Raw genomic sequence first — 26,047 nt, 5'->3', positions numbered from 1 at the left:
CAGTGATCAGCGAAGAGGCGAGATTTTGTCTCACCATCAACTTCTTGTCAAGCACTTTTTGAAAATTCTTTTTCAAAACTCGGCAGCTCTTGCAAACCACCTCTCGCCTGACCTTCCGTCAGCCGCCGAACACATCAGTGATCAGCGAAGACTCAGACTGTAGCATGCTTTCCGAGCGCTGAATTGAATTCCTGAGAAATATTGCGCAGCGCAGGATGAAGAAGTCATCGACGGGATGTCGGCTTGGGGCGTTCGCGCCTTCGCTGAGCGCTAAGCTGCCAGCAAAGGATGCCGTGCTTTTCGAAGGCGGCTCAATGTGGCGCATGCCGCCAAGCCCAAGGCAGTGAGCAAGAACGTTGCGGCCATAGGGCGGGAGACGATGTAGGCCCAATCCCCGCGGGCCAACAGCAGGGCCTGACGCAGCTTTTCTTCAAGCGGCGCGCCGACCACATAGCCCAGCATCAGCGGCGCGAGTTCGAAGTCGAGCTTGCGCAGCGCATAGCCACCCAGCGCAAACACGCCCACCAAGAACACATCAAAGCTGCTGTTGCTCAATGAGTAGGCGCCAATGCAGCAAAAAGTCAAGATGGCCGGATAGAGATACGGGTAGGGCATCAGGAGCAGTCGACACCACAGTCCGATCAAGGGCAGGTTCAGGACGAGCAGCATGGCATTGCCAATCCACATCGAGGCCACCAAGGCCCAAAACAGCGTGGAGTGAGTGCTGAGAACCTCCGGCCCGGGAGCGATACCTTTAAGAGTGAGTACGCCAAGCAGCAAGGCCATGACAGCATTGGGGGCCACGCCCAAAGTCAGCATGGGAATGAAACTGGTTTGGGCCGCGGCGTTGTTGGCGCTCTCGGGACCTGCAACACCTTGAATGGCGCCTTGCCCAAAAGGATGGCGGGGATTGCGCACCCATTTGCGCTCAAGGGCATACGAGGCAAAGGTCGCCAACAGCAAGCCGCCCCCAGGCAAGACACCCAGAACTGAGCCAATGGCCGTCCCCCTCAGCACGGCCGGTACAGCCTCGCGCACATCGTCGCGGGTGAGCCGACCGTCCTGCTTGATCATGGACACAGAGCGCCGCTGTGCAAGTGGGCGCTCCAGCGTCACAAGCACCTCCCCCACGCCGAAGACGCCCATGGCAATGACGACAAAGCCAATGCCATCGCTGAGTTCCGGCAGGCCCAGCGAATAGCGCGCCACGCCCGAAATGACGTCGGTGTTGATTTGCGCCAGCAGCAGGCCCAGCAGGGTCATCGCGGCCGCTTTGAGTGGCGCTCCATTGGCCAGCACCATGGCCCCCACCAAGCCGAGCGTCAAAAGTGCAAAGTGTTCGGCAGGGCCAAAGGTGAAAGCCAGCTGGGCCAGTATGGGGGCAAACACCGCCATCAGCAGCGTCCCCACACAGCCGGCAAAGAATGAGCCCCAGGCCGAGATGGCCAAGGCGGCGGCGGCGCGACCTTGCTGGGCCATTTGGTAGCCATCAAGCGCGGTCATGACGCTAGAGGCTTCGCCTGGCGTGTTGATCAGGATGGCGGTGGTGGAACCGCCGTATTGGGCGCCGTAATAAATACCCGCGAGCAGGATGAGCGATGAGGTGGCATCCAAACCGTTGAGCGCGGGCAAGAGCATGGCCATGGTGGCCACCGGGCCCAAGCCGGGGAGCACGCCCACCAAAGTCCCCAGCAAAACACCCAACCAGGCCAATAGCAGGTTGGGCGCCGACAGCGCTGTCAGAAAGCCGGCCTGGAGATGCGTGAGCCCATCCATATCGGCATGCTCCTCAGCGCAACCAAGCTGCGGGCAGCAGCGGCCAATCCAGACCCAAGCCCCACACAAACAGCAGGCTGCTCATCAGCGTCAACGCCAGGGCCAGCAGGACGGAAGCTCGCCAGGAAATCACCTTGACCGCACAGCAGGCCAGCAAAACAGCGGCTGAGGTGGTGAGCACAAGCCCCAAGCTCGGCAGCCCGAGGGTGAACACAGCGATGGAGCCCAGCACGCAGAACAACACGCGCAGCGTGGCGCGGGCCGAAACCCCTTCACAAGCAGGACGGGCGCGGCCCTGGCGCGGCGCCAGCAAGGCCATGAACACACCCACCGCACTGAGCAAGCTGCCTACGAGCAGAGGAAAAAAACCGGGGCCAGGCGCCACGACCGAACCGACGGGGTAAGTGCTTGCGCCAACTGCAAAGCCCAAGCCAATGGCCAGCAAGACCAAACCTGCCCAGAAATCCTGGTGCCGTGTGTGCCGCATGGCGCGCCCGTGTCGTGATGCACTGGCTTGCAGTGTCCGGGCGACGCGCCGCCCGAGGCATGGGGGGAAACGGCAAGCCGCGGCGCCTGCGCGCCACAGCCCTCAGCAATCACCCCTCCCAACTCGGGGTGCAGCGCAACACCTCATCGAGGGTGGTCAGGCCCTCGGCCACCTTCATGGCGCCAGCCAAACGCAGCGGACGCAAGCCCTGCTGCAGGGCTTGCCGACGGATTGAGGGCAAATCACCCGCAGGGTGCACCAGCTGCGCCAAGCGCTCGTCCAGGGTGAGCAACTCAAACAGACCTGCGCGGCCGCGGTAGCCGGTGTGGCGGCAATCCAGACAACCCACAGGCTGATAGGCCTGCACCGCGCCATGCATGCGCCAATGTTTATTCACAGCCTCCAAGGTCTCGCGCGTCAGCGAGGGGTCGGGCTGTTTGCACTTGGGGCAGAGGGTGCGGACCAAACGCTGCGCCAACACGCCAATCACGGTGGCGCTGATGAGATAGCTGGGAACGCCCAGATCCATCAAGCGCGCAATGGCGCTGACGGAGTCGTTGGTGTGCAGCGTGGAAAACACCAGATGCCCAGTGAGTGCGGCCTGAATGGCCATCTCGGCAGTTTGGAGATCGCGGATTTCGCCGACCATGATGACATCGGGGTCCTGCCGCATGAGCGCGCGCAGGCCTTCGGCAAAGCCCAGATCCAGCGCGGCCTGCACCTGGGTCTGGTTGAAGCTGGGCTCGATCATTTCGATCGGGTCCTCGACGGTGCAGACGTTGATCTCGTCCGTGGCCAAGCGCTTCAAAGTGGCGTAGAGCGTGGAGGTCTTACCGCTGCCCGTGGGGCCAGTCACCAACACAATACCGTGCGGGCGAGCCATGAGGGCTTGCCAGCGCTCGGCCTCGTGGGCGCCAAAGCCCAGCTGCGACAGATCTTTGAGCGCGGTGTCCGGGTCAAAGATGCGCATGACCATTTTTTCGCCAAAGGCCGTGGGCAGCGTGGAGAGCCGCATCTCCACCTCTTCGCCTGCGGGATTGCGCGTCTTGATGCGGCCATCCAGCGGGCGGCGCTTTTCCACCACGTCCATGCGCCCCAGCAGCTTGATGCGTGAGGTCATGGCGGCCAACACCGCAGGCGGCAGTTGGTAGACCGTGTGCAACACACCATCGATGCGAAAGCGGATCACGCCCAGATCGCGCCGGGGTTCCAGATGGATGTCGCTGGCGCGCTGGTCAAACGCGTATTGCCACAGCCAATCCACCACCTGCACCACGCCTTGATCGTTGGCGTCGAGCTGGCGGTTGCTGCGGCCCAGCTCCACCAGTTGTTCAAAGCTCGCGGTCTGGCTGACCTCACCGTTTTTGATGGCGGCGCGAACCGAGCGCGCCAGGGTGTAGAACTCGGTGGTGTAGCGCGCAATGTCGGTGGGGTTGGCCAGCACCAAACGCACACTGCGGCGCAGGTGGGATTCGATCTGGGCCACCCAGCCCGCCATGAGGGGCTCGGCCGTGGCCACCACGACTTCCGTCAGCGTCACCTGCAGCGGCAGGCAGCGCCGGGCCTCGGCATAGTGTGCGGACATGACATCAGCCACGCGGCCCACATCGACTTTGAGTGGGTCGATGCGCACATAGCCCATCTTCAGCCGCCCGGCCAACCACTCGGTGAGCATTTCAACGTCGATGACTTTGCCGTTGTCGGCTCGCAGCAGGTCTGCTGAACCCAAGCGCACCAGCGCGTGCTGGCTGCTGTCGCCCGAGCCAAAACGAGATTCGACACGAGCCACCTGGGCGGCATCCAACCAACCATCGGCCTGCAACCACTTGAGGATTTGCCGCCAGTCGAGCCTATGCTCGGCCGCAGCAGCAGAGGCGTGGCGCCCCGAGGCTGGCGCGGACTTGCTGGGTTCAATCATCGCCCTCTCCCTCTGGGGTTTGCAAAATGCTCAGCGGCAGGGGGCGCACCAGGCGCAGCCATTTGGTGGCGGGTAGGTCAAAGCGCGCCTCGATGTGCGCGGCACGGCGCAGCAGTTCTTCGCGGTCAGGCACGGTCACGCCGTTGGCGGCCACCACCACGGTGTTGCCCTCTCGCGTGGGGGCCAGTTGCCAGACTTGGTCAGACCCAAAAGCCTTGGCAATGCGGCGTGCGCTCAGCGCGAAGCTGGCGTGGCGTCCGAAGAGGTTGACGGTCATCAGCCCGCCAGGGACCAGGGTCTTGCGGCACAGGCTGTAGAACTCTTCGCTGTCGAGCACGGGGCCTGCGGCGTCGTGGTCGTAGAGGTCGACATTCAAGACCTGCACCTGATCCCAGTGCTGGGCATCGGCCACCCAGTGCGCAGCGTCAGCTTGCACCACCGCCAGACGGGCCGTGTCCTGCGGCAGGTGAAACCAGGTGCGGCAAGCGGAGATGACGCTGGGATTGAACTCCACCGCCGTGGTGTGCATGCGCAGGCGGCTGTGAGCAAAACGCGTCAGCGCCCCCGCCCCCAGGCCCAGTTGCACGGCACGGCCACGACACAGCTCGGCGCTGGGCCGCCACAGCATCCAGGCCATCATGCGCTGGATGTATTCCAGCTCCAGATGCAGGGGCTTGCGTATGCGCATGGCGCCCTGCACCCAGATGGAATCCAAGTGCAGGTAACGCACGCCATCGGCCTCACTCAGCGTGGCGGGCGTGTGGTCCTGGCGGCTGGTTTTTCGCGTAGTCAAGTCAGTAAGTCTTTCAAAAGGGCAGAGCGCTCAGAGCCAGGGCAAGCACCCCAGCACAGGGGACACGAGTGTTGTAGCCTCAGAACTCGCTCAGATAGGGGGGGACTGTAAGTCTCGCCGAGCGTTACACAGTGGCTCGCGCGCGCCCCGACCGGTGGCGGGCCCTCACCCTGCGAAAGGACATCATGAACACATCGAACCTAAACACTCAAGCGCTATGGGATTTTGTCAGCACCCACGGCACTGATTTGGCGCTAAAAGTGGCCGCAGCCCTGGCCGCGTGGATCATCGGGCGCTGGATCATTGGCCTGGCCGTGGGGCTGGTGACCAAAGCACTGGAGGCCGGGCGACGCATCGATGCCACCTTGTCCACCTATCTGCGCTCCATCCTGACGGTGTTGCTGAACATCGTGCTGGTGCTGGCGATCTTGGACATCTTCGGCATCCAAACCACCTCCTTTGCTGCCTTGCTGGCAGGTGCGGGTTTGGCCATAGGCACGGCCTGGGGCGGTCTGCTGACGCATTTCGCGGCGGGCGTCTTCATGCAGGTCTTGCGCCCCTTCAAGGTGGGTGATTTTGTTCAGGTGGGCGGGGTGGTCGGCACCGTCAGCGAGATTGGACTGTTCGGCACCACCGTCATCACCCCCGACAACGTGCAAACCATTGTTGGCAACAACAAGATTTTTTCGGACACCATCCAAAACTTCAGCACCCTGCCCCACCGCCGGGTGGACTGCGTGGCCAAGGTGGCCAATAGCGTGGACCCCAACGAGGCCATCGAACGGCTGCGCCCGGTCATTGCCGCCATTGCCAATGTGAAGGCCTCGCCCGCACCGGACATCGAGATTCTGTCCTTCACGCCCGAGGGCCCACTGCTGTGCGTGCGCCCCTACACCCACACCGACCACTACTGGCAGGTGTACTTCGACACCCACAAGGCCGTGGTGGCCACCTTCGGCGCGGCGGGCTACCCCGTGCCCGAAACACCGCTGGCACCGCGCACGCGCTAAGCGCGCGGCAGCAGCCCTGCCAGCCTGGGCAGGGCCTGCAGGCTGTTGGTCTTGAGCTGCGCGGCAAAGGCGGCATCGCAAGCCGCGCCGCGCAGCTGCGCCAACTCGGCGGCAATGCGCGGCAGCTGCGCGGGCTCGTTGCGACTGTGCTCCCCGGCGCGGCGCTGGGCGGCGGTTTTGTAAAGCCAGTGCGGCGGCATGTCAGGCGCGTCGGTTTCCAGCACCAACGCCTCCACAGGCAGCTGGCTGGCGAGGCGGCGGATTTGCAGCGCGCGCTCAAAAGTCAGGGCACCGCCCATGCCCAGCTTGAAGCCCAGGCTGATGAAGTGCTGGGCTTGCTGCAGGCTGCCGTTGAAGGCGTGGGCCAGGCCGCCCACCACAGGTGTGCGGCGCAGCGCGGCCAGCACATGGTCCACGCTGCGGCGGCTGTGCAGCAGCACGGGCAGCCCGTGTTGCGCCGCCAGGCGCAGCTGCGCTTGCAAAAAGACTTGCTGCTTGTGCACATCCAGGCCCGGCACAAAGTAGTCCAGCCCGATTTCGCCCACCGCCACCAGCAGCGGGTCGTCGCGCCAGCGTGCCAGCGCTTGCGCCAGCTGCTCCAGCGCGGCTTCGCCCTCGCCCTGCACATACAGCGGGTGAATGCCCAGCGCATAGGCCAGACCCCAGCGCTGCGCCATGTCGCGCATGGGCTCCATCTGCGCCGAGCTGACGCCGGGCAGCACCAGCTGCACCACGCCCGCACTGCGTGCGCGCAGCAGCACGGCCTCGCGGTCGGTGTCGAATTCCGTGGCGTCCAGATGGCAGTGGGTGTCAATCCACATGAGCGTATGGGCGGCTAACGAAACACCACCGTGCGCTGGCCGTTGAGCAGCACGCGGTGCTCGGCCTGCCACTGAATGGCACGCGCCAGCGCCAGGCACTCCAGGTCGCGGCCCACGGCCACCAGCTGTTGCGGGCTCATGCTGTGGTCGATGCGTGCCACCTCCTGCTCGATGATGGGGCCCTCGTCCAAATCGGCCGTGACGTAATGTGCCGTGGCGCCGATGAGCTTGACCCCGCGCTCATGCGCCTGGTGGTAGGGTCGCGCGCCCTTGAAGCTGGGCAGCAGGCCGTGGTGGATGTTGATGGCTCGCCCGCGCAATGCCTCGCACAGCTGGGGTGAGAGCACCTGCATATAGCGCGCCAGCACCACCAGCTCGATCTGCAAGTCTTCGATCAAAGCCAGCAACGCCTGTTCTTGCTGGGCTTTTTGCTCGGGCGTGGCCTTCAGCAGTGGCAGGTGGTGAAAGGCAATGCCGTGAGACTGCGCCAGCGGCTCGAAATCCCGGTGGTTGGACACAATGGCCGGCACCTCGATGTTCAGATGCTGGGACTGCACGCGAAACAGCAAATCATTGAGGCAATGCCCGAACTGCGACACCAGCAGCAAGGTGCGCATCTTGGCGCTGCTGGCCACCACACTCCACTCCATGTGCAGATCGCGGCCCAGCGCTGCCAAGGCCTGGCGCAGCACGGCCAGGGTCTGAGGGCTTTCGAACTCGATGCGCATGAAAAAGCGCTGCGCGTCAGGGTCGCCGTACTGCGCCGAACTCAGGATGTTGCCCTCGGCCACCAACAAGCAGCCGCTGACGGCATGAACAATGCCCGGACGATCCGGGCAAGATAACTTCAAGACGTAGCGCTGCGCCGCCATGCGTGGTCTCCCTAGGGCCCCACGGCGGGGCCGACCCAGCATTGCAACACAGTGCGGCGCTCAGGCCCCCAGGTGCAAGACGTCGTTGCAGCGCTGTGCCAACTGGGTGTCGTGCGTCACCATCACAAAGGCTGTGCCTTGCGACTGCGCCAACTCCAGCATGAGCTCAAACACCTGGTTGGCCGTGCCTCGGTCCAGATTGCCCGTGGGCTCATCGGCCAGCACGCAGCTGGGCTGCGTGACCAAAGCGCGTGCCAGCGCCACCCGCTGGCGTTCGCCCCCCGAGAGTTCGCTGGGGCGGTGCGCCACGCGCGGCCCCAGGCCCACGCGCTGCAGCATGTGCTGTGCGGCCTCACGCGCCTGGGCCTGCGGCACACGGCGTATGCGCAGGGGCAAGGCCACGTTGTCCAGCGCGCTGAATTCCGGCAGCAGGTGGTGGAACTGGTAGACAAAGCCCAGGTGGCGGTTGCGCCACTGGCCGCGCTGCGCTTCGCTGAGCTGCGCCAGGTCCTGGCCCTTGACCAGCACGCGCCCGGCGCTGGGCACATCCAGCCCGCCGAGCAAATGCAGCAAGGTGCTTTTGCCCGAACCCGAGGCGCCCACCACAGCCAGCGTTTGGCCTGCGCGCACGCTCAAATCCATGCCCTGGAACACCGTGACGTCCAGGCCCCCTTGTTGGTAGCGGCGGCTCAAGCCCTGAGCTTGCAGAACCGGTGCCGTGCTGTTGAGCTCACTCATAGCGCAGCGCCTCCGCCGGTTGCACGCGGCTGGCGCGCCAGCTGGGGTAGAGCGTTGCCAGCAGCGACAGCGCCAGCGAATTCAAGGTGATGGGCACGATGTCTGCAGCGCGCGGGTCGCTGGGCATATGGCTGATCAAGTACATGCTGGCCGGCAGGAACTGGGTATTGAAGAGGCGCTCAATGGCCGGGACGATGACGTCCAGATGGGTGGCCACGCCCAACCCCAAAGCCACGCCGCTGAGGGTGCCAAACACCCCGGCCAGCGCGCCTTGGGTGATGAAGATGCACATGATGGAGCGCGGGCTCGCCCCCAAAGTGCGCAGGATGGCGATGTCGGCCTGCTTTTCCGTCACCGACATCACCAGCGAGGACACCAGATTGAAGGCGGCCACGGCCACGATCAGCGTCAGGATGATGCCCATCATGCGCTTTTCCACCTGCACCGCGTCATACCAGTGGGCGTTGGTGCGCGTCCAGTCCCGCACCCGGTACTGCGGGCCCAGCGTGCCAGCCAGCACATCGCCCGCTTGGCGCGCGGCATGCACATCAGCCAGGCGCAGCTGCACGCCCGTCACGCCACCGGTGCGCAGCAGCGCCGCGGCATCGCGCGCATGCACCAGGGCCATGCCGCTGTCGTATTCAAAATGGCCGGCGCTGAACACACCTGCCACGCGGAACTGTTTGACACGCGGCATCACCCCCGCCGGCGTGACCTGGGCCGAAGGCGGCACCACCGAGATTTGGTCGCCCTTTTGCACGCCCAGCTGGCGCGCCAGCTCCACGCCCAAAATGATGTTCCACTGCCCCGGCTGCAGCACCTGCAGCAAGCCTTCTTGATGCAAGGCAGCGGCCACATCGGTCAGCTGCGCTTCGGCCTCGGGTTCAATGCCGCGCAGCAGCGCGCCGCGCATGTCTTCACCACGGGCCACCAGCACTTGAGAGGTCACAAAAGGTGCGGCCGCGCGCACAGGCGTGGTGGCGGCTGACTTTGCCTGCTGGGCCAGCGCCTGCCAATCCTCCAGCGCCTCGCCGCTGTAGCTGCTGATCTCCACATGGGCCACCACAGAGAGCATGCGGTCACGCACCTCTTTTTGAAAGCCATTCATCACCGACAGCACGATGATGAGCGCCGCCACCCCCAGCGCAATGCCCAGCACCGACACGCCGGAGATGAAGGAAATAAAGCGGTTGCGCCGCCCGCCTTGGCCCGCGCGCGTGTAGCGCCAGCCGATTTGCAGTTCATAGGGCCAATTCATGGGGCGCCATGCTACAGGAGCAGGGCCTGCAAAACGGCTTTAGCACCGTGCCAAAAGCTGTTAGCGAACAAGGTGCCAAAGCCCTGCATTGCTCGCAGCGCGCACAACAGGCGTGACACAGCTGTTGCGGGTGCAACCCTTTGTTGCAAACCCAGTCCACAGCCGCTGGCTGCAGCCGCCCTCACCCCACAATCGGCGCCCAGCACGCCGGCCAACCCAGGCGTGTTTTTGTTTTCGTCGCACAAAGAACAGGGAGATTTATGACATTGCCTTACCCCTTGCCACGCCTGGGCCTGCTGGCCACTGGCGCGCTGTTTGCGCTGGGCTTGGCCTCCAGCGCGCAAGCCCATGGCTACCTCAGCCAGCCTCAATCTCGCGCCTTGCTTTGCAAAACCGGCGCCAACACCCAGTGCGGCGCAGTGCAGTGGGAACCGCAAAGCGTGGAAGGCCTCTCGGGCTACCCCGCGCGCGGACCTGCGGACGGGCAGATTGCCAGTGCGGGGCTGGTGCAGTTCGGTGCACTCAACGAGCAAAGCAGCAGCCGCTGGGCCAAGCGCCCTATCAGCGCGGGTGCACAAAACTTCACCTGGACCTTCACGGCCAACCACGTCACGCGCAACTTCCGCTACTACATCACCCGCCAGGGCTGGAACCCCAACGCGCAGCTGTCGCGCTCGTCTTTTGAAAGCGAGCCGTTTTGCACCCACGACGGCGGCATGCGCCAGCCGCCCAAGGTGTTGACGCACAACTGCCAGGTGCCCGCGCGCAGCGGCTATCAAATCGTGCTGGCGGTCTGGGAGGTGGGCGACACGCCCATGAGCTTCTACAACGTGGCCGATGTGGTGTTCCAAGACGGCAGCACCCCCACGCCACCCGCAGCCACCTGGGAAGCACGTGGCGCCATCAACCCCTCGGTGGACTTGAGCGTGGGCGACCGCGTGGCGACACGCGTGTTTGATGCCCAGGGCGAGCGCCGCGAGCTCAGCACGCAAGTGCGCATTGGCAGCGCCAGCGATGGCCACCCCAACACCTGGCCTTTCCTGCTGGCCCAGCGCATCAACGCCGAGCAGCCCCTGCTGCGCGCCGGTCAGCGCGGTGCTGATGGCCGCATCGCCCCCGCGCCCGGCCGCAACGAAGTTTTTGCCCAAGCCAGCAGCGGCATTGCGCGCGTGGAAGTGCAAATCGACAAGGCAGCCGCGCCCAATGTGGACCTGCTGCTGGGCAGCGTGCCCAGCCAGCTGGCCATTGCCAACGGCCAAGCGACGCTGAACGTCTCGATCACCGCCGTGGGTGAACTCGACATCACGGCCACGGTGCTGGACCACGCTGGCACCACGCGTGCCACACAAAGCCTGAGCTTGAACAACACGGGCCGACAGCTCGCGCTGGTGATCAAGCCTGCGCAGCCCGGCCACCACCAGCTGGTGGTCAAGGGCGTGGTCAAGGGCAGTGGCGCTTTGGTGCAAAAGACAGCGGACTTTATGCTCAGCGGCCCCGCCACACCGCCCGGCGCAGCGCAGTTCACCTTCCCCGAAGGGCTGCGTCAGTACAAGGCCGGCACCGTGGTGCTGCAGCCCAAGGACGGCCGCCTGTACGAATGCCGCCCCTGGCCCAACAACGGCTACTGCGTGCAGTGGTCGCCCAGCACCCCGCACTTCGAGCCCGGTGTGGGTTCGCACTGGCGTGACGCCTGGATCCAGCGCTGAGCACGCCCAGTAAAAAAGCCCGTGCACCCCAGGGGTGACGGGCGTTGGCGGGTGGCAGCGCAAAGGCCACCCTGCTTCATCTCAAACCGCTTGGCGCCTGAGCGCCAAGCCCGCTCAACTCGCGCGGCGGCGCGATGCTGCGCCCACGGCCAGCAGGCCCAGGGCCATCAGCGCATAAGTGCTGGGTTCGGGCACAGGCGAGACACCAAAGGTCAGCTTGCCGTTCCACAAGCCATCGGGGTTGCCGCCGTCCACAAAGCCCTCATGGAACTCCAAGCGCAGCACGCCATCGGAGCCCACCTGGAAGCTCAGGCCCGCCGCCGCGATATCGGCATTGCCGCTAAAGGTTTGCGTGCCGGAGCGCTGTTCACCCACACCCGGGGTGAAGGTGAGCCCATCAAGACCGTCCTTGTCAGAGAACGTGACCCGCAGTTCCGACAGCCAGCTCGGATCAAAAGCCGTCAGCGACAAGTCCCACTGCAACGAGGTGATGGTGGCGTTAGCACCCACCTGCAGCTCCAGCACGCTGTTGCCGGGTGCCCCCAGACTGCCACGGCTGGCCACATCGTTGAGGTTCAACTCGTAGCTCTGCGTCGTTTGCGCGGTGATGGCGCTGCTCTTGGCTCCCAGGTCTATGAACTGGGTGGTCGCAGCGCTGTCCTTGGCCTGTGCGCCAACGCTAGCACCCAGCGCCAAAGCTGCGGCAAGCACCGTGGCACGCCAAGTTGAAATTGCTCTCATTCATTACTCCCGTTATTGGCAAATACATTCATGACTTGCCCCCCATGGGCAAGCCAGAGCAATATTTGCCGCACGGCAAGCGCGGCATCATGGACTGACTGGGACATCTGCGGCTTTACGGCGCCACCCGCATGGGCGACACCTGTCCCCCGCCAGGCGCTGAAGTCACAGCCAGACGCGACACGCAGTCGCGCCTGAGCCCGCCAGGCACCTCAGCTCAGTGCGCGGCCTCCCAGCTCGCGCCCACGCCCACCTCGGCCAGCAGTGGCACACGCAAATCAGCCACACCGGCCATGAGGCGCGGGATGTGGGTGCGCACCCAGTCCAGCTCGGCTTCGGGCACTTCAAACACCAGTTCATCGTGGACCTGCATCACGATGCGGGTCTGCTTGCCCTCCTCGTCCAGCGCCTTTTGCACCGCCAGCATGGCCAGCTTGATGAGGTCGGCCGCTGTGCCCTGCATGGGGGCGTTGATGGCCTGGCGCTCGGCACCGGCGCGGCGCGGCCCGTTGCCGGAGTTGATCTCGGGCAGCCACAGGCGGCGCCCAAACACCGTCTCCACATAGCCGCGAGCCTTGGCGGCTTCGCGTGTTTCGTCCATATAGCGCTTGACCCCGGCAAAGCGCGTGAAGTAGCGCTCGATGTAGTCCTTGGCCGCTTTGTTGTCTATGCCCAGCGACTGCGCCAGCCCAAAAGCCCCCATGCCATAGATGAGCCCGAAGTTGATGGTCTTGGCATAGCGACGCTGCTCGGGCGTGACGGCATCAAGGGCCACGCCAAAGACTTCGGCCGCGGTGGCGCGGTGGACGTCTTGGCCCTGCTGGAAGGCGCCGAGCAAGCCCGGGTCCTGGCTGATGTGGGCCATGATGCGCAGCTCGATTTGCGAATAGTCGGCGCTGGCAATGACGCAGCCCGGCGGCGCCACAAAGGCCTCGCGCACGCGGCGGCCTTCGGCCGTGCGCACAGGGATGTTTTGCAAATTCGGCTCGTTGCTGGAGAGCCGCCCTGTCACCGCCACGGCCTGCGCGTAGTTGGTGTGGACGCGCCCCGTGGTGGGGTTGATTTGCAGCGGCAGCTTGTCGGTGTAGGTGCTCTTGAGCTTGGCGAGGCTGCGGTATTCCAGAATCTTGGCCGGCAGCGGGTAGTCCTGCGCCAGCTTGTCCAGCACCTCTTCATCCGTCGACGGCGCACCCGTGGCCGTGCGCTTGACCACCGGCAGACCCAGGCGGTTGAAGAGGATTTCGCCAATCTGCTTGGGGCTGCCCATATTGAAGGGCTGACCGGCAATGGCATAGGCCTCTTGCTCGATGTGCAGCAGGCGCTGGCCCAGCTCATGGCTTTGGGCGTTGAGCATGGCCGCGTCGATCAACACGCCGGTGCGCTCAATGCGGCCCAGCACCAGGGCCACGGGCAGCTCGATGTCGCGGTAGACGCGCTGCAAGCCTGCATCGGCCTGCACCTGGGGCAGCAGGGTTTGGCAGACGTGCAAAGTCATGTCCGAGTCCTCGCCGCTGTACTGCGCGGCGCGCGCCACATCGACTTGGGCAAAAGGAATTTGCTGCGCGCCCTTGCCGCAGAGCTCTTCGTAGCTCAGCCCGCTGCGGCCGAGGTGGCGCTGCGCCAGGGCCTCCAGGCCATGGGTTTTGTGCGCCTCCAGCACATAGCTCTGCAGCATGGTGTCGTGGGCGTAGCCCGCCACCGCGATGCCGTGGTTGGCCAGCACATGCCAGTCGTACTTGATGTTCTGGCCCACCTTGGCACGCGCGGGGTCTTGCAACCAGGGGCGCAGCCGCTCCAGCACCTCAGCCAGCGGCAGCTGGGTGGGGGTGTCTGGGCCGCTGTGGGCCAAGGGGATGTAGCAGCCCTGGCCGACTTTGTCGCTGAACGACAGGCCGACGATGCGCGCCGCCATGGGGTCCAGCGAGTCGGTCTCGGTGTCAAAGGCCACCAGCTCGGCGGCCTCCAGGCGCGCCAGCCAGCGCTCAAAGTCGGGCCAGCTCTGCACGATGTCGTACTGCCCTTGCACCGCTGCGGCTTCGGGCGAGGGCTCGGCCTGCGCGAACAAATCCTGCGTGGCACCGGCTGGCGCCGCAGCCGCCGGGCGCGGGGCGGCGTCGCTGCGCAGCTCGACGGCCAGTGACTTGAAGCCATGCGTGGCGTAGAAGGCAGCCAACGCCTCGCGCTGTTCCTCCTGCAAAGCCAAGGCGTCCAGCGCGGGCCAGCCCGGCACATGCTCCTGCAGCTCGCAGTCGCACTTCACCGTCACCAGGCGGCGCCCTGTGGGCAGCCAGTCCAGGGCTTTGCGCAGGTTGTCGCCCACCGCGCCCTTGATGTCTTGGGCCGCCGCGAGCACGCCGTCGAGCGAGCCGTATTGGGCAATCCACTTGGCCGCGGTTTTGGGGCCGACCTTCTCCACCCCAGGCACGTTGTCCACCACATCGCCCATGAGGGTGAGGTAGTCCACGATGCGCTCCGGGGGCACACCGAACTTTTCTTGCACCCCCGCCACATCCAGGCGACTGGGGGGTTTGTCCATGGTGTTGATCAGGCTGGTGTGCGGGCTTACAAGCTGGGCCAAGTCTTTGTCGCCCGTGGCGATCACGACCTGATAGCCCGCAGCCTCGGCCACGCGCGCCAGGGTGCCAATGGCATCGTCGGCTTCAATGCCGGGCACCACCAGCACCGGCCAGCCCAAGAGCCGCATGGCCTCGTGGATGGGCTCGATCTGTTCGCGCAGCGCATCGGGCATGGGTGCGCGCTGAGCCTTGTACTCGGGGTACCACTCGTCGCGAAAGGTGGGGCCCTTGGCGTCGAACACGCAGGCCGCATGGGCCGCGCCAATATCGCTGCGCAAGGCTCGCATCATGTTGATCATGCCGCGCAGCGCCCCGGTGGGCTGGTTGGCAGGGCCGCGCAGATCGGGCATGGCGTGAAAGGCGCGGTAGAGGAAGCTGGAGCCGTCGACCAGCAGCAAAATGGGTGTGCTCATGCGTGCATTGTTGCAAAGCCACCCCCATACGCGGGTCCAAGCACACGCGGTGGGGGTATGAGGCGGGCGCATAGAATTTGCAAATCCGCCCGAGGCAGTCACACAAACCGGCCCCACCCCCACCAGGGTTGGGCTCTGTGAGAGCTCCGGCGCCCTGCCTGTGACACGGCCTTCCCTGCGCTGTGCTGCTGCTTTTTCGCCCCTACAGCCCCACCCTATGGCCGTCTTCACCACTGTCACGCCGCAACTGGCTCAACCGCTGTTGAACGCGCTGGGTCTGGGCCCGCTGCAGCAGCTGCGCGGCATCAGCGCAGGCATTGAGAACACCAACTACTTTGTCACCACCGATCAGGGCGAGTTCGTCCTGACCGTGTTCGAGCGCCTCAGCGCCCAGCAGCTGCCGTTTTATCTGGAGCTGATGCGCCACCTCGCGCAGCGCGGCATTCCGGTGCCCGAGCCGCGCGCCGACGCCCAAGGCCGCATCCTGCACAGCCTGGCGGGCAAGCCCGCTGCGGTGGTGAGCAAGCTGCGCGGCAGCCACCAGCTGGCGCCCAACGCCTACCACTGCGAGCAGCTCGGCGCCATGCTGGCGCGCATGCATCTGGCTGCGCAGGACTTTGCCCTGCACCAGCCCAATCTGCGCGCCCTGCCCTGGTGGGAAGAAACCGTGCCCGTGGTGCTGCCCCATCTGGACGCCGCGCAGGCCGAGCTGATCCAGGCCGAGCTGGCCTTCCAGCAGCAGTTCGCCCACCAAGCCGCCTTGCTGCCGCGCGGGCCCATCCATGCCGACCTCTTCAGAGACAACGCCATGTTTGAAGATGAGCTCGGTCAACCGGGCCGCGAGCGGCTCTCGGGCTTGTTTGACTTCTACTTCGCGGGCGTGGACAGCTGGCTGTTTGACATGGCCGTGTGCATCAACGACTGGTGCATAGACTTGGCCAGCGGGCGGCTGCACGAAGAGCGCGCCGCCGCGCTGGTGGCAGCTTACGAGGGCGTGCGCCCGCTCAGCGGTGCCGAGCACCGCCTGCTGCCGGGCATGCTGCGCGGTGCGGCGCTGCGCTTTTGGGTGTCGCGCCTGTGGGATTTCCACCTGCCGCGCGAAGCCAGCCTGCTCACCCCCCACGACCCCAGCCACTTCGAAAGAGTGCTGCGCCAGCGCGTGCAGCAGCCCTGGCACGCCTTGGCCACGACAGAATGAACCTCCATCTCCAAAACGTTCCGCCCCGCAATGGCTACCTGTGGGTGCGCCACGGCCTCAAAGTGCTGCAGCGCAAACCCATGGCCCTGACCAGCATGTTCGGACTGTTCCTGCTCTGCAGCCTGTTGCTGATGTTGCTGCCCGCGCTGGGCCCGCTGCTGGTGCTGGCCGCGCTGCCGCTGGTGTCTTTGGGCTTTATGTTGGCCACGCACATGGTGCTGCAGGCGCAAACCCCCACCATGGCGGTGTTCGCGCAGCCGCTGCAGCTCACGCCCCAGCGCCGCCGCTCACAGCTGATCTTGGGCGCGGCCTACGCTGCAGCCACGGTGCTGGTGATGATGCTCAGCGACTGGGTGGACGGCGGCGCCTTCGGCGCGCTGCAAGACGCGCTGCAGCAAGGCGAGGCTGGTGCCGCCGCGACCAAGCTCGCCCTGGAAGACCCACGCCTGTTCTGGGGCGCGGTCACCCGCCTGGGGCTCACTGCGCTGCTGTCCGTGCCCTTTTGGCATGCCCCTGCTCTGGTGCATTGGGCCGGCCAAGGCCCCATGCAGGCGCTGTTTTCCAGCACCCTGGGCGTGTGGCGCAACAAGAGCGCGTTTGCCCTGTCGGCCCTGGCCTGGGCCAGCTTGGTGATGCTTTGCAGCACCGCCCTGGCCTTGCCGCTGAGCCTGCTGGGCTTGGGCGTGCTGCTGCCCCTGGTGGCCATGGTGGTGGGGGGCATCATCAGCACAGCGTTCTACTGCTCGCTCTACTTCACCTTCATCGACTGCTTTATGTTTGGTGCGCCCAAAGACGTGCTGGACGAACCCAGGGCCTGATGGGCTTGCGCCGCCACAGTGCTGGCGGCGCCACACCCCAAAGTGCGGGGAACACCGTCACTGCCCTGACATATGGGCTGCCTACATTGCCTGCCATCTGCAGCTTTGTATGGAATGGAGTTCCTCAGCATGACGCAAGTCTCCCAACCCTCGCGCCGCCAGGCCCTGAAATTCCTGTCGGCCACCACACTGCTGCCCTTGAGTGGCGGTGCTGCTTCCTTGTTGAGCGCCTGCGGTGGGGGCAGTGACGATGTGGCCCTGCCCACCCTGGTGTCCGCCACCTTCAAGGGCATGGCCGCGCCCACCCTCAGCGCAGCGGCTGCCATGGCGCAAACCTCAGTGGGCTCGGCCCTCGACGTGGCGTTGTCTGACGGCAGCACCCAAACCTTCAAGCTCGCCTACGCGCCCTTTTTCGTCACGGGCGACATGGTCCCCGATGGCCAGGGCGGCACCGTGCTGGCCGGCGGCTACTACGACATCCGCAACCAGCCCATCATGGACAACAGCGTGGCCGACAAGCCGCGCCAGTTCTTCTCGGATTCGCCCGATGGCACCTCGCTGCTGAGCCTGCCCAACGCCACCGTCGCCGGCATCAAAGGCAAGGCCGTGTTTGCCGTGGTGCAGTTTGAATACACCACCTGGGCGCAAGACGGCAAGACCGATATGTACGGCAAGCTGCCCTCGCCCATTGCCGTGCTGAGCCTGGACCAAGACCCCAACACCGGCAAGCTCACGCTGGTGAAATACCACCGCGTGGACACCTCCAGCGTGCATGGTCTGTGGATCACCTGCGGCTCAAGTCTCTCGCCCTGGGGCACCCACCTCTCCAGCGAAGAGTACGAGCCCGACGCCTTCACCATCGCCTCGAACGCCCAATTCAAGGCCTACAGCAAGAATCTGTTCGGCGACGAAACCACGGCCAAGCCCTACCACTACGGGCACCTGCCCGAGGTGACGGTCAACCCCGACGGCAGCGCCAGCATCAAAAAGCACTACTGCCTGGGCCGCATCTCGCATGAGCTGATTCAAGTCATGCCCGACAACCGCACGGCGCTGATGGGCGACGACGCCACCAACGGCGGCCTGTTCCTCTTCGTCGCTGACAAGGAAAAAGACCTCTCTGCGGGCACGCTGTACGTGGCGCGTTTTGCCGCGGGCCTCTCAGTCGACCCCGCTGCGGCAGGCGCCAACATCAGCTGGATCAAGCTCGGCTCGGCCACCAGCGCGGAAATCGAACGCATGGCCGACACGCTGCAGCCCACCGACATCATGGAGGTCAAAACCACCGACCCGCAAGACGCCAGCTTCACCAAGATCTGGCTCGGCGGCAAGGTGCAGTGGGTCAAGCTCAAGCCCGGCATGGAAAAGGCAGCGGCCTTCCTGGAAACCCACCGCTACGCCGCGCTGATGGGCGGCTCCATGGCCTTCACCAAGATGGAAGGCACCACCGTCAACATCAAAGACAAGGTGGCCTACTCAGCGCTGCAAAACATCCAGACCTCCATGGTCAAGGGCCACGCCGCCAACAATGAGGCTTACAACGTCGGCATGGACAAAGCCTTGGTGGCCGGTGGCATCCTGGCCCATAGCTTGAGCAGCGGCCAGAAAGACACGGCCGGTGGCGCCATGGCCAGCGACTGGGTGCCCAGCAGCAGCAAGATGCTCATCACCGGTGAAGACATCAGCGCCGATGCCCTGGGCAACACGGGCAACCCCGACAAAATCGCCAACCCCGACAACCTCAAGTTCTCGGAAAAGCTGCGCACCCTCTTCATCGGTGAAGACAGCGGTCAGCACGTCAACAACTTCGTGTGGGCCTACAACGTCGACACCAAGCAGCTCAGCCGCTTGATGTCCATGCCCGCAGGTGCTGAAGCCACGGGCCTGGGCGTGGTGGACGATCTCAACGGCTGGACCTACATCACCAGCAACTTCCAGCACCCGGGTGACTGGACGGGCATCCACGGCGTGGTCAAGTCCACGCTGGAGCCGCTGATCAACGCCAACTACAAAAACCGTTTTGGCGCGGCGGTGGGCTACCTCACAGGCGAGCTCAGCAGCATCAAGCTGCGCAAGTAAGGGCCCCACTCACGTCCAGGGCTGAAGACCTCAGTCGATGGGCGTGAGCTTGGCCACGCTCAGGGCCAGCCACTTGATGCCGTGGCGCCCGAAGTTGACTTGGGCGCGTGCATCCGCACCGCTGCCCTCAAGGGTGAGCAGCACGCCCTCACCGAACTTGGTGTGGAACACGCCCTTGCCCACACGCAAGCCGCCGAATTCCGCACCGGTCTTGGCCGCTGCGGACTTTTGCAGCGCCGCCGGTGGGGCCTGGGGCTCCACACGCCCGGCGCCAACCATGGATTTGAGCCCGCTGCCACGCTCCCAGGCCTGCTGGTAGCCGCGCTCAAAGCCCGAGCCAAAGCCCTGGTGGCGCGGTGTCAGCCACTTCAGGCAGGGCTCGGGCAGCTCCTCCAAAAAGCGGCTCTTGATGTTGTAGCGCGTCTGCCCGTGCAGCATGCGGGTCTGGCAAAAGCTGATGTAGAGCCGCTGGCGCGCCCGCGTGATGGCCACATACATGAGGCGGCGCTCTTCCTCCAGCCCGTCGGGGTCGGACAGCGCGTTCTCGTGCGGGAACAGGCCCTCTTCCAGCCCGGTCAAAAAGACGGCGTCGAACTCCAGGCCCTTGGCCGCATGCACAGTCATGAGCTGCAAGGCGTCCTGCCCGGCCTGCGCTTGGTTGTCGCCCGCCTCCAGCGAGGCATGCGACAAAAACGCCGCCAGCGGCGACATGATCTCGCCCGTCTCGGCATCGGGCACAGGGGTGGCCGCGGGGGCTGGCGCCACGGGCAAGCCCGGGGCCAGATCGCCGGGCGCATAGCCCGCGCCAGACTCATCCACCGGCAGCGCCACGGCGTCTTTGCCAAAGCCCTCCTGGGTGACAAAGGCCTCGGCGGCGTTGATCAACTCATCCAAGTTCTCCAGCCGGTCCGCGCCCTCTTTCTCGGCACGGTAGAAATCCTGCAGGCCGCTGGCGTGCAGCATGTGCTCGATGATCTCGCGCAGTGTCAGCCCCACGGTGGCTTGGCGCAGGCCCTCCACCAGGGCCACAAAAGCCCCCAGGCTGCTGCCACCACGCCCGCCCACCGCGCCCACGCTTTGGTAGAGGCTGCGCCCGCTGGCACGCGCGGCGTCTTGCAGCTGCTCGATGGTGCGCGCGCCAATGCCGCGCGCCGGGAAGTTCACCACGCGCAAAAAGCTGGTGTCGTCGTTGGCGTTTTCAATCAGGCGCAAATAGGCCAGGGCGTGCTTGACTTCGGCGCGCTCGAAAAAGCGCAGCCCGCCATACACCCGGTAGGGAATGCCGGCGTTGAACAGCGCTGACTCCACCACGCGCGACTGCGCATTGCTGCGGTAGAGCACGGCAATCTGGCTGCGTGCCAGCCCCTGGCGGTGCAGGGCCTGGGCTTCTTCCAGCAGCCACTGGGCTTCGGCGTAGTCACTGGCGGCTTCGTTCACGCGCACAGGTTCACCGGGCCCGGCTTCGGTGCGCAGGTTCTTGCCCAAGCGGCTTTTGTTGTGGCTGATGAGGGCGTTGGCGCAGTCCAGGATGTTGCCAAAGGAGCGGTAGTTCTGCTCCAGCTTGACCACCTGGCGCACGCGGTACTCGCGCTCGAAGTCGGCCATATTGCCCACGCGTGCGCCGCGAAAGGCGTAGATGCTTTGGTCGTCGTCGCCCACGGCAAACACGCACTGCTGGCTGCCGGGGGGCGCGAACATCTTGAGCCAGGCGTATTGCAGGCGGTTGGTGTCTTGAAACTCATCCACCAGCACATGCTGGAAGCGGCGCTGGTAGTGCGCGCGCAGCTCGGCGTTGTCGCGCAGCAGCTCGTAGGAGCGCAGCATGAGCTCGGCAAAGTCCACCACGCCTTCGCGCAGGCATTGGTCCTCGTAGGCCTGGTAGATGCTGACCAAGCGGCGGGTTTGCTCGTCGCGCTGCTCCATGTCTTGCGGGCGCAGGCCGTCTTCTTTGGCGCCTGCAATAAACCAGGCCACCTGCTTGGGCACAAAGCGCTCTTCGTCGAGCTTCATGCCCTTGATGACGCGCTTCACGGCGGCCACGGTGTCGCCCGCATCAAGAATCTGAAAGCCCTGGGGCAGGCCCGCAAGCTTCCAGTGCGCGCGCAAAAAGCGGTGACACAGGCCGTGGAAGGTGCCAATCCACATGCCGCGCACATTCACCGGCAGCATGGCCGACAGGCGCGTGAGCATCTCTTTCGCGGCCTTGTTGGTGAAGGTCACGGCCATCAGGTTGGCCGGGGTGGCCAGGCCCTGGCTCATCAGCCAGGCAATGCGCGTGGTCAGCACACGCGTCTTGCCCGAGCCCGCGCCCGCCAGAATCAGCGCCGGGGCTTGGCCTGCGGTCACCGCGGCCAACTGCTCGGGGTTGAGACCTTCGAGCAAACCGCGTGGCGCTGCGGGCGTGAAGAGGTCTGGGGGCGGCGCGTCGTCGGCGGCTGAGTGGAGTGCGCGAGGCTGGAGATTCATCCAGCCATTTTAGTGAGCCACGCCGCTGGCATGATGACGCGCATGAAATCCAAGCCCCCGGCTTTTGAGGCCGACATGCCCTGCCCATGCGGCCTGCCGCAGCCCTATCTGCAATGCTGCGGCACCCTGCACGCACGCTTTCACGCTGACGCCACGCTGGCCGCGCCCACGGCCGAGGCGCTCATGCGCTCACGCTACAGCGCCTATGTGCATAGCGACACGGCCTACTTGCTGGCGAGCTGGCACGCCAGCACGCGACCCGCGCAGCTCGAACCCCTGGAAGCCGAGTTGCGCTGGCTGGGCCTGCAAGTGCGCCAGCACCGCATGATCGACGCCCAACACGCCGAAGTGGAGTTTGTGGCGCGCAGCAAATGGCAGGGCCGCGCGCAGCGCATGCACGAGACCAGCCGCTTCGTGCTGGAAAACGGGCAGTGGTTTTACGTGGACGGCGTGCAGCACGGCTGAGCCGTAAAGCTCAGCAGGCCCTCACGCGAACTCGTTGTGAATGCGCGCGCTGTTCCACTGCGGCAGAAAGCTCAGCCGCAAGCCCAGCGCCAGCAAGACCATGTCCAGCAGGCCCAGGCTGGCCATGGCCCACAGCGGCAAGAGCCCGCTGGCAGCCCCCAGCAACAGCCAGGGCAGCCAGCCCAGGGCCAACAGGCGTGCCGGACGGCGGCTCCAAGGCAGGCGCCGCAACAGGGCTTGCCCCACCCAGATGGACGCAGCCGCCCAAGGCAGCAGCAGCACGCCGCCGAGCCCCCCCACCCAAGCCCCCACCAACAAGCCCGCCACGCCCAAGCCCAGCAAGAGCCAACTCAGCGCACTGACCAGGCCTGAGCGGTGTCCAATGTGAATTTCTTGCGGCATGGTGAACTCCTGAAACAAGGGCTTCGCGTCAAGTCGACACGGTGTGTGTCTTGAGATCGGAATTGTCCGAATGGAATGTGACAACTCTCTAACCCCCAAAGGGGGAATTTGTGGGGACATGAACGCACTGCCCGTGCTTTTTGCCGACACCCATTTGGTGGTGGTGAACAAACCCCCCGGTTTGCTGGTGCACCGCACACAACTCGATGCGCATGAGCAAGACGCCGCGCTGCAGCGCGTGAGCCAGCAGCTGGGTCGCCATGTCTGGCCCGTGCACCGCCTGGACAAAGGCACCTCGGGGCTGTTGGTCTTTGCCTTGAACGAAGACGCTGCCCGCACGCTGTGCCAAGCCTTTGAGGCGGCAGAGGTGCGCAAAAGCTACCTCGCCCTGGTGCGGGGCTGGCCCGCGCCCCACATCAGCTGCCAGCACCCCTTGGCTCGTGACCCCGAGCTGCCCTCGGCCGGGCAGCCCATGCTGGCGGCCAGCACCCACTTCGAAACCTTGGGGCAGCTGAGCTGGCCGTTTTCGGTGGACGGCCGCCACGCCAGCAGCCGCTATGCCGTGGTGCGGGCACGGCCCGAGACCGGACGGCGTCACCAGATCCGCCGCCACCTCAAGCACCTGGCCCACCCCATCGTGGGCGACGCCACGCATGGCAAGGGCGCACACAACCGCGCCGTGGCCGCGCATCTGGGCTTGCAGCGGCTGTGGCTGCACGCGCACACGCTGGAGCTGCCCCACCCCATGGGCACGGGGGTGCTGCACCTGCAGTGCCCGCCCGATGCCCATTGGGCACCCGTGCTGCAGAGCTGTGGACTCGAGGCCAGCCTCAAGCCCGGGGCCAGCGCCACGGCTACCATGCTGCCACGATGACCACCACTTCCACCGACCAGAGCGGCGCGCGCGGCGTGCTTTTCGCAGCCGCCGCCTACGCCATCTGGGGCCTCTTCCCTTTGTATTTCAAACAGCTGCAGCAAGTCAGCGCCGCCGAAATCGTGGTGCACCGCGCCCTGTGGTGCATGTTGCTGCTACTGGCCGTGCTCGGTGCGCTCAAGCGCTGGGGCTGGCTGGCTGAGCTGCGCCAGCAGCCGCGCGTGCTCCTAGGCTTTGCGGCCTCCGCCGCGCTGCTGGGCGTGAACTGGCTGATCTACATCTGGGCCGTGAACAACGGCCGCGTGCTGGACGCCAGCCTGGGCTACTTCATCAACCCCCTGGTGAATGTGCTGCTGGGCACCCTGGTGCTGCACGAGCGGCTGCGCCCTGCGCAGTGGTGTGCCATTGCCCTGGCCGCCATGGGTGTGGTGTGGATGACGCTCAGCGCCGGGGCCCTGCCCTGGGTGGCGCTGAGCCTGGCCGTGTCGTTTGGCCTCTACGGGTTGCTGAGAAAAACCGCCGCGCTGGGCCCCCTCGAAGGGCTGACACTGGAAACCGCCTTTGCCGCTCCATTGGCCCTGGGTGCAGTGCTGTGGTGGGTGAGCCAGGGCAGCCTGGACGTGGGGCTGACCGCCGCCCCCGGGCGTTCCGGCCACGAGCACACCATGCTGTGGGTATGGCTGCTGCTGTCGGGCCCCATGACCGCCCTGCCGCTGCTGCTGTTTGCCGCTGGCGCGCGGCGCATCCGCATGAGCACGCTGGGCCTGCTGCAATACATCGCGCCCAGCCTGCAGTTTTTGCTGGGCTGGGGTCTGTATCACGAGACGCTCAGCAGCGGCCGCCTGGTGGGCTTTGCCTGCATCTGGACCGCCTTGCTGGTGTACTCGGCCGAGCACCTCTGGCGGGAGCGCCGCAGCCTGGCCGCGGCGCGCTGAGCTCGACTTCAGCCCTGCACAGGCTGCGGCGTGCGGATGAGGTAGTCAAAGGCCGAGAGTGAGGCCTTGGCGCCCTCGCCCGCAGCGATGACGATTTGCTTGTAGGGCACGGTGGTCGCGTCACCAGCCGCGAACACGCCGGGCAGCGAGGTGTGGCCTTTGACGTCCACCACGATCTCACCGAACTTGCTCAGCTCCAGCGTGCTCTTGAGCCAGTCGGTGTTGGGCACCAGGCCGATTTGAACGAACACGCCCTCGAGTGCGAGTTCGTGCGTCTCGTTGCTGAGCCGGTCGGTGTAGTGCAGGGCCTGCAGGCGCTGCCCGTCGCCGGTGAGTTCGCGGGTTTGGGCGTTGGTGATGATGTTCACATTGGGCAGGCTCTTGAGCTTGTCCACCAACACCGCGTCGGCGCGCAGCTCGGGGGCGAACTCCAGCAGCGTCACATGGGCCACCACACCGGCCAGGTCGATGGCGGCTTCCACGCCGGAGTTGCCGCCCCCCACCACCGCCACGCGCTTGCCCTTGAAGAGCGGGCCGTCGCAATGCGGGCAGTAGGCCACGCCCTTGTTTTTGTACTCGGCTTCACCGGGCACATTCAGGTTGCGCCAGCGCGCGCCCGTGGCCAGGATGATGCTGCGGCTGCGCAGCACCGCGCCGTTGTCCAGCGCCACCTCAATCAAACCACCGGGCTGCTCAGCAGGCTTCAGCGCGCTGGCACGCTGCAGGTTCATCACGTCCACGCCGTAGTGGCGCACCTGGGCTTCCAGGGCGGCTGCGAATTTGGGGCCATCGGTCTCCAGCACGGAGATGTAGTTTTCAATCGCCAGGGTGTCGTTGACCTGGCCACCAAAGCGCTCAGCCGCCACGCCCACACGCAAGCCCTTGCGCGCCGCATACACCGCCGCTGCCGCGCCAGCCGGGCCACCGCCGACGATGAGCATGTCGTAAGCCGCCTTCTGGCTCAGTGCCGCGGCTTCACGCGCTGCCGCACCCACATCGAGCTTGGCAAGAATTTCTTCCAAGCTCATGCGGCCCGCGCCAAAGACCTCGCCATTGCGGTAAACACAGGGCACGGCCATGACCTGACGCTGCTCGACCTCGGCTTGAAAAGCGCCGCCTTCGATCACCGTGGTGCGAATGCCGGGGTTGAGCAAGCTCATGAGGGTGAGCGCCTGCACCACGTCCGGGCAGTTGTGGCAGGAGAGGCTCATATAGACCTCGAACACATGCTCGCCGGGCAAGGCCTTGATCTGCTCGAGCACGGCGGGTTCGACCTTGGGCGGGTGGCCGCCCATCCACAACAGGGCCAGCACCAGCGAGGTGAACTCATGGCCCAGCGGCAGACCCGCAAAACTCAGGCGGCTGGCCTCCCCGGCACGCTGCAGGGCAAAGGACGGCGCACGCGCATCCTGCCCATCCCAGCGCAGCTGGATCTTGTCGCAGGCGGCGGCAATTTCTTGCAGCAGCTCGCGCATTTCGGCGGCGGTGTCGGATGAATCGAGCGTGGCGACGATCTCAAATGGCTCGCGCACGCGCTCCAGGTAGGCCTTGAGTTGCTCTTTGAGTTGGACGTCCAACATGGCGTGCTCCTTTGACTGCGGGGTTTGCGTTCAGGCGTGGCGGTTCAAGCCACCCTGAAAACACCCGCTGGAGCCGCAGCTATCGCAGCACTGGAGAGGGTGTTTTCAGCGTCGCTTGCAG

Annotated in this window: 21 protein-coding genes; 8 read left to right on the top strand and 13 right to left on the bottom strand. The window is 65.4% G+C overall.

Annotated features, from left to right (window positions below; translation table 11 throughout):
* Positions 1-270 precede the first annotated feature (270 nt).
* From ACG0Z6_RS12690 to ACG0Z6_RS12675, 4 genes are all read right to left on the bottom strand, one after another.
* A complete protein-coding gene (locus tag ACG0Z6_RS12690; RefSeq protein ID WP_394461937.1) occupies positions 271-1,776 on the bottom strand; it encodes a tripartite tricarboxylate transporter permease in 1,506 nt (501 codons plus the stop codon).
* Between the two features lie 13 nt (positions 1,777-1,789).
* Positions 1,790-2,263 carry a tripartite tricarboxylate transporter TctB family protein gene (locus ACG0Z6_RS12685; protein WP_394461935.1) on the bottom strand — a complete coding sequence of 158 codons (474 nt, stop codon included), beginning with the start codon at positions 2,261-2,263 and terminating at the stop codon, positions 1,790-1,792.
* 109 nt (positions 2,264-2,372) lie between these two features.
* Positions 2,373-4,181 carry a type IV pilus assembly ATPase TfpB gene (gene tfpB, locus ACG0Z6_RS12680; protein WP_394461933.1) on the bottom strand — a complete coding sequence of 603 codons (1,809 nt, stop codon included), beginning with the start codon at positions 4,179-4,181 and terminating at the stop codon, positions 2,373-2,375.
* On the bottom strand, positions 4,174-4,974 hold the full coding sequence (locus tag ACG0Z6_RS12675) for a class I SAM-dependent methyltransferase (RefSeq protein ID WP_394461931.1): 801 nt from the start codon (positions 4,972-4,974) through the stop codon (positions 4,174-4,176). Before ACG0Z6_RS12675 ends, tfpB begins: the two co-directional genes overlap by 8 nt.
* A gap of 185 nt (positions 4,975-5,159) precedes the next feature.
* Here ACG0Z6_RS12675 and ACG0Z6_RS12670 point away from each other — a divergent pair, with 185 nt between their 5' ends.
* Entirely contained in the window at positions 5,160-5,984 is an 825-nt protein-coding gene (locus ACG0Z6_RS12670; protein ID WP_394461929.1) for a mechanosensitive ion channel family protein, read from the top strand.
* Here ACG0Z6_RS12670 and ACG0Z6_RS12665 read toward each other — a convergent pair.
* The 4 genes from ACG0Z6_RS12665 to ACG0Z6_RS12650 are packed head-to-tail and all read right to left on the bottom strand — an operon-like array spanning position 5,981 to position 9,673.
* Entirely contained in the window at positions 5,981-6,805 is an 825-nt protein-coding gene (locus ACG0Z6_RS12665; protein ID WP_394461927.1) for a TatD family hydrolase, read from the bottom strand. The two genes, ACG0Z6_RS12670 and ACG0Z6_RS12665, sit on opposite strands and share 4 nt — an antisense overlap.
* A gap of 14 nt (positions 6,806-6,819) precedes the next feature.
* Entirely contained in the window at positions 6,820-7,677 is an 858-nt protein-coding gene (gene purU, locus ACG0Z6_RS12660) for a formyltetrahydrofolate deformylase (RefSeq protein ID WP_394461925.1), read from the bottom strand.
* A 60-nt stretch (positions 7,678-7,737) separates the two neighbouring features.
* Positions 7,738-8,415 carry a lipoprotein-releasing ABC transporter ATP-binding protein LolD gene (gene lolD / locus ACG0Z6_RS12655; protein ID WP_394461923.1) on the bottom strand — a complete coding sequence of 226 codons (678 nt, stop codon included), beginning with the start codon at positions 8,413-8,415 and terminating at the stop codon, positions 7,738-7,740.
* The gene (locus ACG0Z6_RS12650) at positions 8,408-9,673 is read right to left on the bottom strand and encodes a lipoprotein-releasing ABC transporter permease subunit (protein WP_394461921.1); all 1,266 of its coding nucleotides are present in this window, start codon (positions 9,671-9,673) and stop codon (positions 8,408-8,410) included. The genes lolD and ACG0Z6_RS12650 overlap by 8 nt, the downstream gene beginning before the upstream one ends.
* 260 nt (positions 9,674-9,933) lie before the next feature.
* On the opposite strand from ACG0Z6_RS12650, the gene gbpA reads away from it, so the two are divergent.
* The gene (gene gbpA / locus ACG0Z6_RS12645; protein WP_394461919.1) at positions 9,934-11,379 is read left to right on the top strand and encodes an N-acetylglucosamine-binding protein GbpA; all 1,446 of its coding nucleotides are present in this window, start codon (positions 9,934-9,936) and stop codon (positions 11,377-11,379) included.
* A 114-nt stretch (positions 11,380-11,493) separates the two neighbouring features.
* Here gbpA and ACG0Z6_RS12640 read toward each other — a convergent pair whose 3' ends face one another.
* Positions 11,494-12,120 (bottom strand): PEP-CTERM sorting domain-containing protein, encoded by a 627-nt coding sequence (locus ACG0Z6_RS12640; RefSeq protein WP_394461917.1) that lies wholly within the window; start codon positions 12,118-12,120, stop codon positions 11,494-11,496.
* 217 nt (positions 12,121-12,337) lie between these two features.
* Positions 12,338-15,109, bottom strand: a complete 2,772-nt coding sequence (polA, locus tag ACG0Z6_RS12635) for a DNA polymerase I (protein WP_394461915.1) — start codon at positions 15,107-15,109, stop codon at positions 12,338-12,340.
* 217 nt (positions 15,110-15,326) lie between these two features.
* Here polA and ACG0Z6_RS12630 point away from each other — a divergent pair, with 217 nt between their 5' ends.
* The 3 genes from ACG0Z6_RS12630 to ACG0Z6_RS12620 all read left to right on the top strand — a co-directional run bounded on the left by ACG0Z6_RS12630 (position 15,327) and on the right by ACG0Z6_RS12620 (position 19,204).
* A complete protein-coding gene (locus ACG0Z6_RS12630; protein ID WP_394461913.1) occupies positions 15,327-16,307 on the top strand; it encodes a homoserine kinase in 981 nt (326 codons plus the stop codon).
* Positions 16,304-17,125 carry a BPSS1780 family membrane protein gene (locus ACG0Z6_RS12625; RefSeq protein WP_394461911.1) on the top strand — a complete coding sequence of 274 codons (822 nt, stop codon included), beginning with the start codon at positions 16,304-16,306 and terminating at the stop codon, positions 17,123-17,125. The genes ACG0Z6_RS12630 and ACG0Z6_RS12625 overlap by 4 nt, the downstream gene beginning before the upstream one ends.
* 129 nt (positions 17,126-17,254) lie before the next feature.
* Positions 17,255-19,204 (top strand): PhoX family protein, encoded by a 1,950-nt coding sequence (locus ACG0Z6_RS12620; protein ID WP_394461909.1) that lies wholly within the window; start codon positions 17,255-17,257, stop codon positions 19,202-19,204.
* A gap of 30 nt (positions 19,205-19,234) precedes the next feature.
* Here the strand turns inward: ACG0Z6_RS12620 and ACG0Z6_RS12615 are convergent, their stop codons facing one another.
* A complete protein-coding gene (locus tag ACG0Z6_RS12615) occupies positions 19,235-21,670 on the bottom strand; it encodes a UvrD-helicase domain-containing protein (protein ID WP_394461907.1) in 2,436 nt (811 codons plus the stop codon).
* Between the two features lie 42 nt (positions 21,671-21,712).
* Here ACG0Z6_RS12615 and ACG0Z6_RS12610 point away from each other — a divergent pair, with 42 nt between their 5' ends.
* A complete protein-coding gene (locus tag ACG0Z6_RS12610) occupies positions 21,713-22,135 on the top strand; it encodes a YchJ family protein (protein WP_394461905.1) in 423 nt (140 codons plus the stop codon).
* A gap of 21 nt (positions 22,136-22,156) precedes the next feature.
* Here the strand turns inward: ACG0Z6_RS12610 and ACG0Z6_RS12605 are convergent, their stop codons facing one another.
* On the bottom strand, positions 22,157-22,537 hold the full coding sequence (locus ACG0Z6_RS12605; RefSeq protein ID WP_394461903.1) for a hypothetical protein: 381 nt from the start codon (positions 22,535-22,537) through the stop codon (positions 22,157-22,159).
* 118 nt (positions 22,538-22,655) lie between these two features.
* Here ACG0Z6_RS12605 and ACG0Z6_RS12600 point away from each other — a divergent pair, with 118 nt between their 5' ends.
* Both ACG0Z6_RS12600 and rarD read left to right on the top strand, forming a co-directional pair.
* The gene (locus ACG0Z6_RS12600; protein ID WP_394461901.1) at positions 22,656-23,411 is read left to right on the top strand and encodes a pseudouridine synthase; all 756 of its coding nucleotides are present in this window, start codon (positions 22,656-22,658) and stop codon (positions 23,409-23,411) included.
* Positions 23,408-24,346: an EamA family transporter RarD gene (gene rarD / locus ACG0Z6_RS12595; RefSeq protein ID WP_394461899.1), complete on the top strand. Its 939-nt coding sequence runs from the start codon at positions 23,408-23,410 to the stop codon at positions 24,344-24,346. Before ACG0Z6_RS12600 ends, rarD begins: the two co-directional genes overlap by 4 nt.
* Positions 24,347-24,354: 8 nt before the next feature.
* Here the strand turns inward: rarD and ahpF are convergent, their stop codons facing one another.
* Entirely contained in the window at positions 24,355-25,926 is a 1,572-nt protein-coding gene (ahpF, locus tag ACG0Z6_RS12590) for an alkyl hydroperoxide reductase subunit F (RefSeq protein WP_394461897.1), read from the bottom strand.
* Positions 25,927-26,047 lie beyond the last annotated feature (121 nt).

The organism is Roseateles rivi (assembly GCF_043555845.1).
Lineage (GTDB): Bacteria > Pseudomonadota > Gammaproteobacteria > Burkholderiales > Burkholderiaceae_C > Roseateles > Roseateles rivi.
The sequence above is the reverse complement of the archived record's forward strand: the minus strand, read 5'-3'. Positions and strand labels throughout refer to the sequence as shown.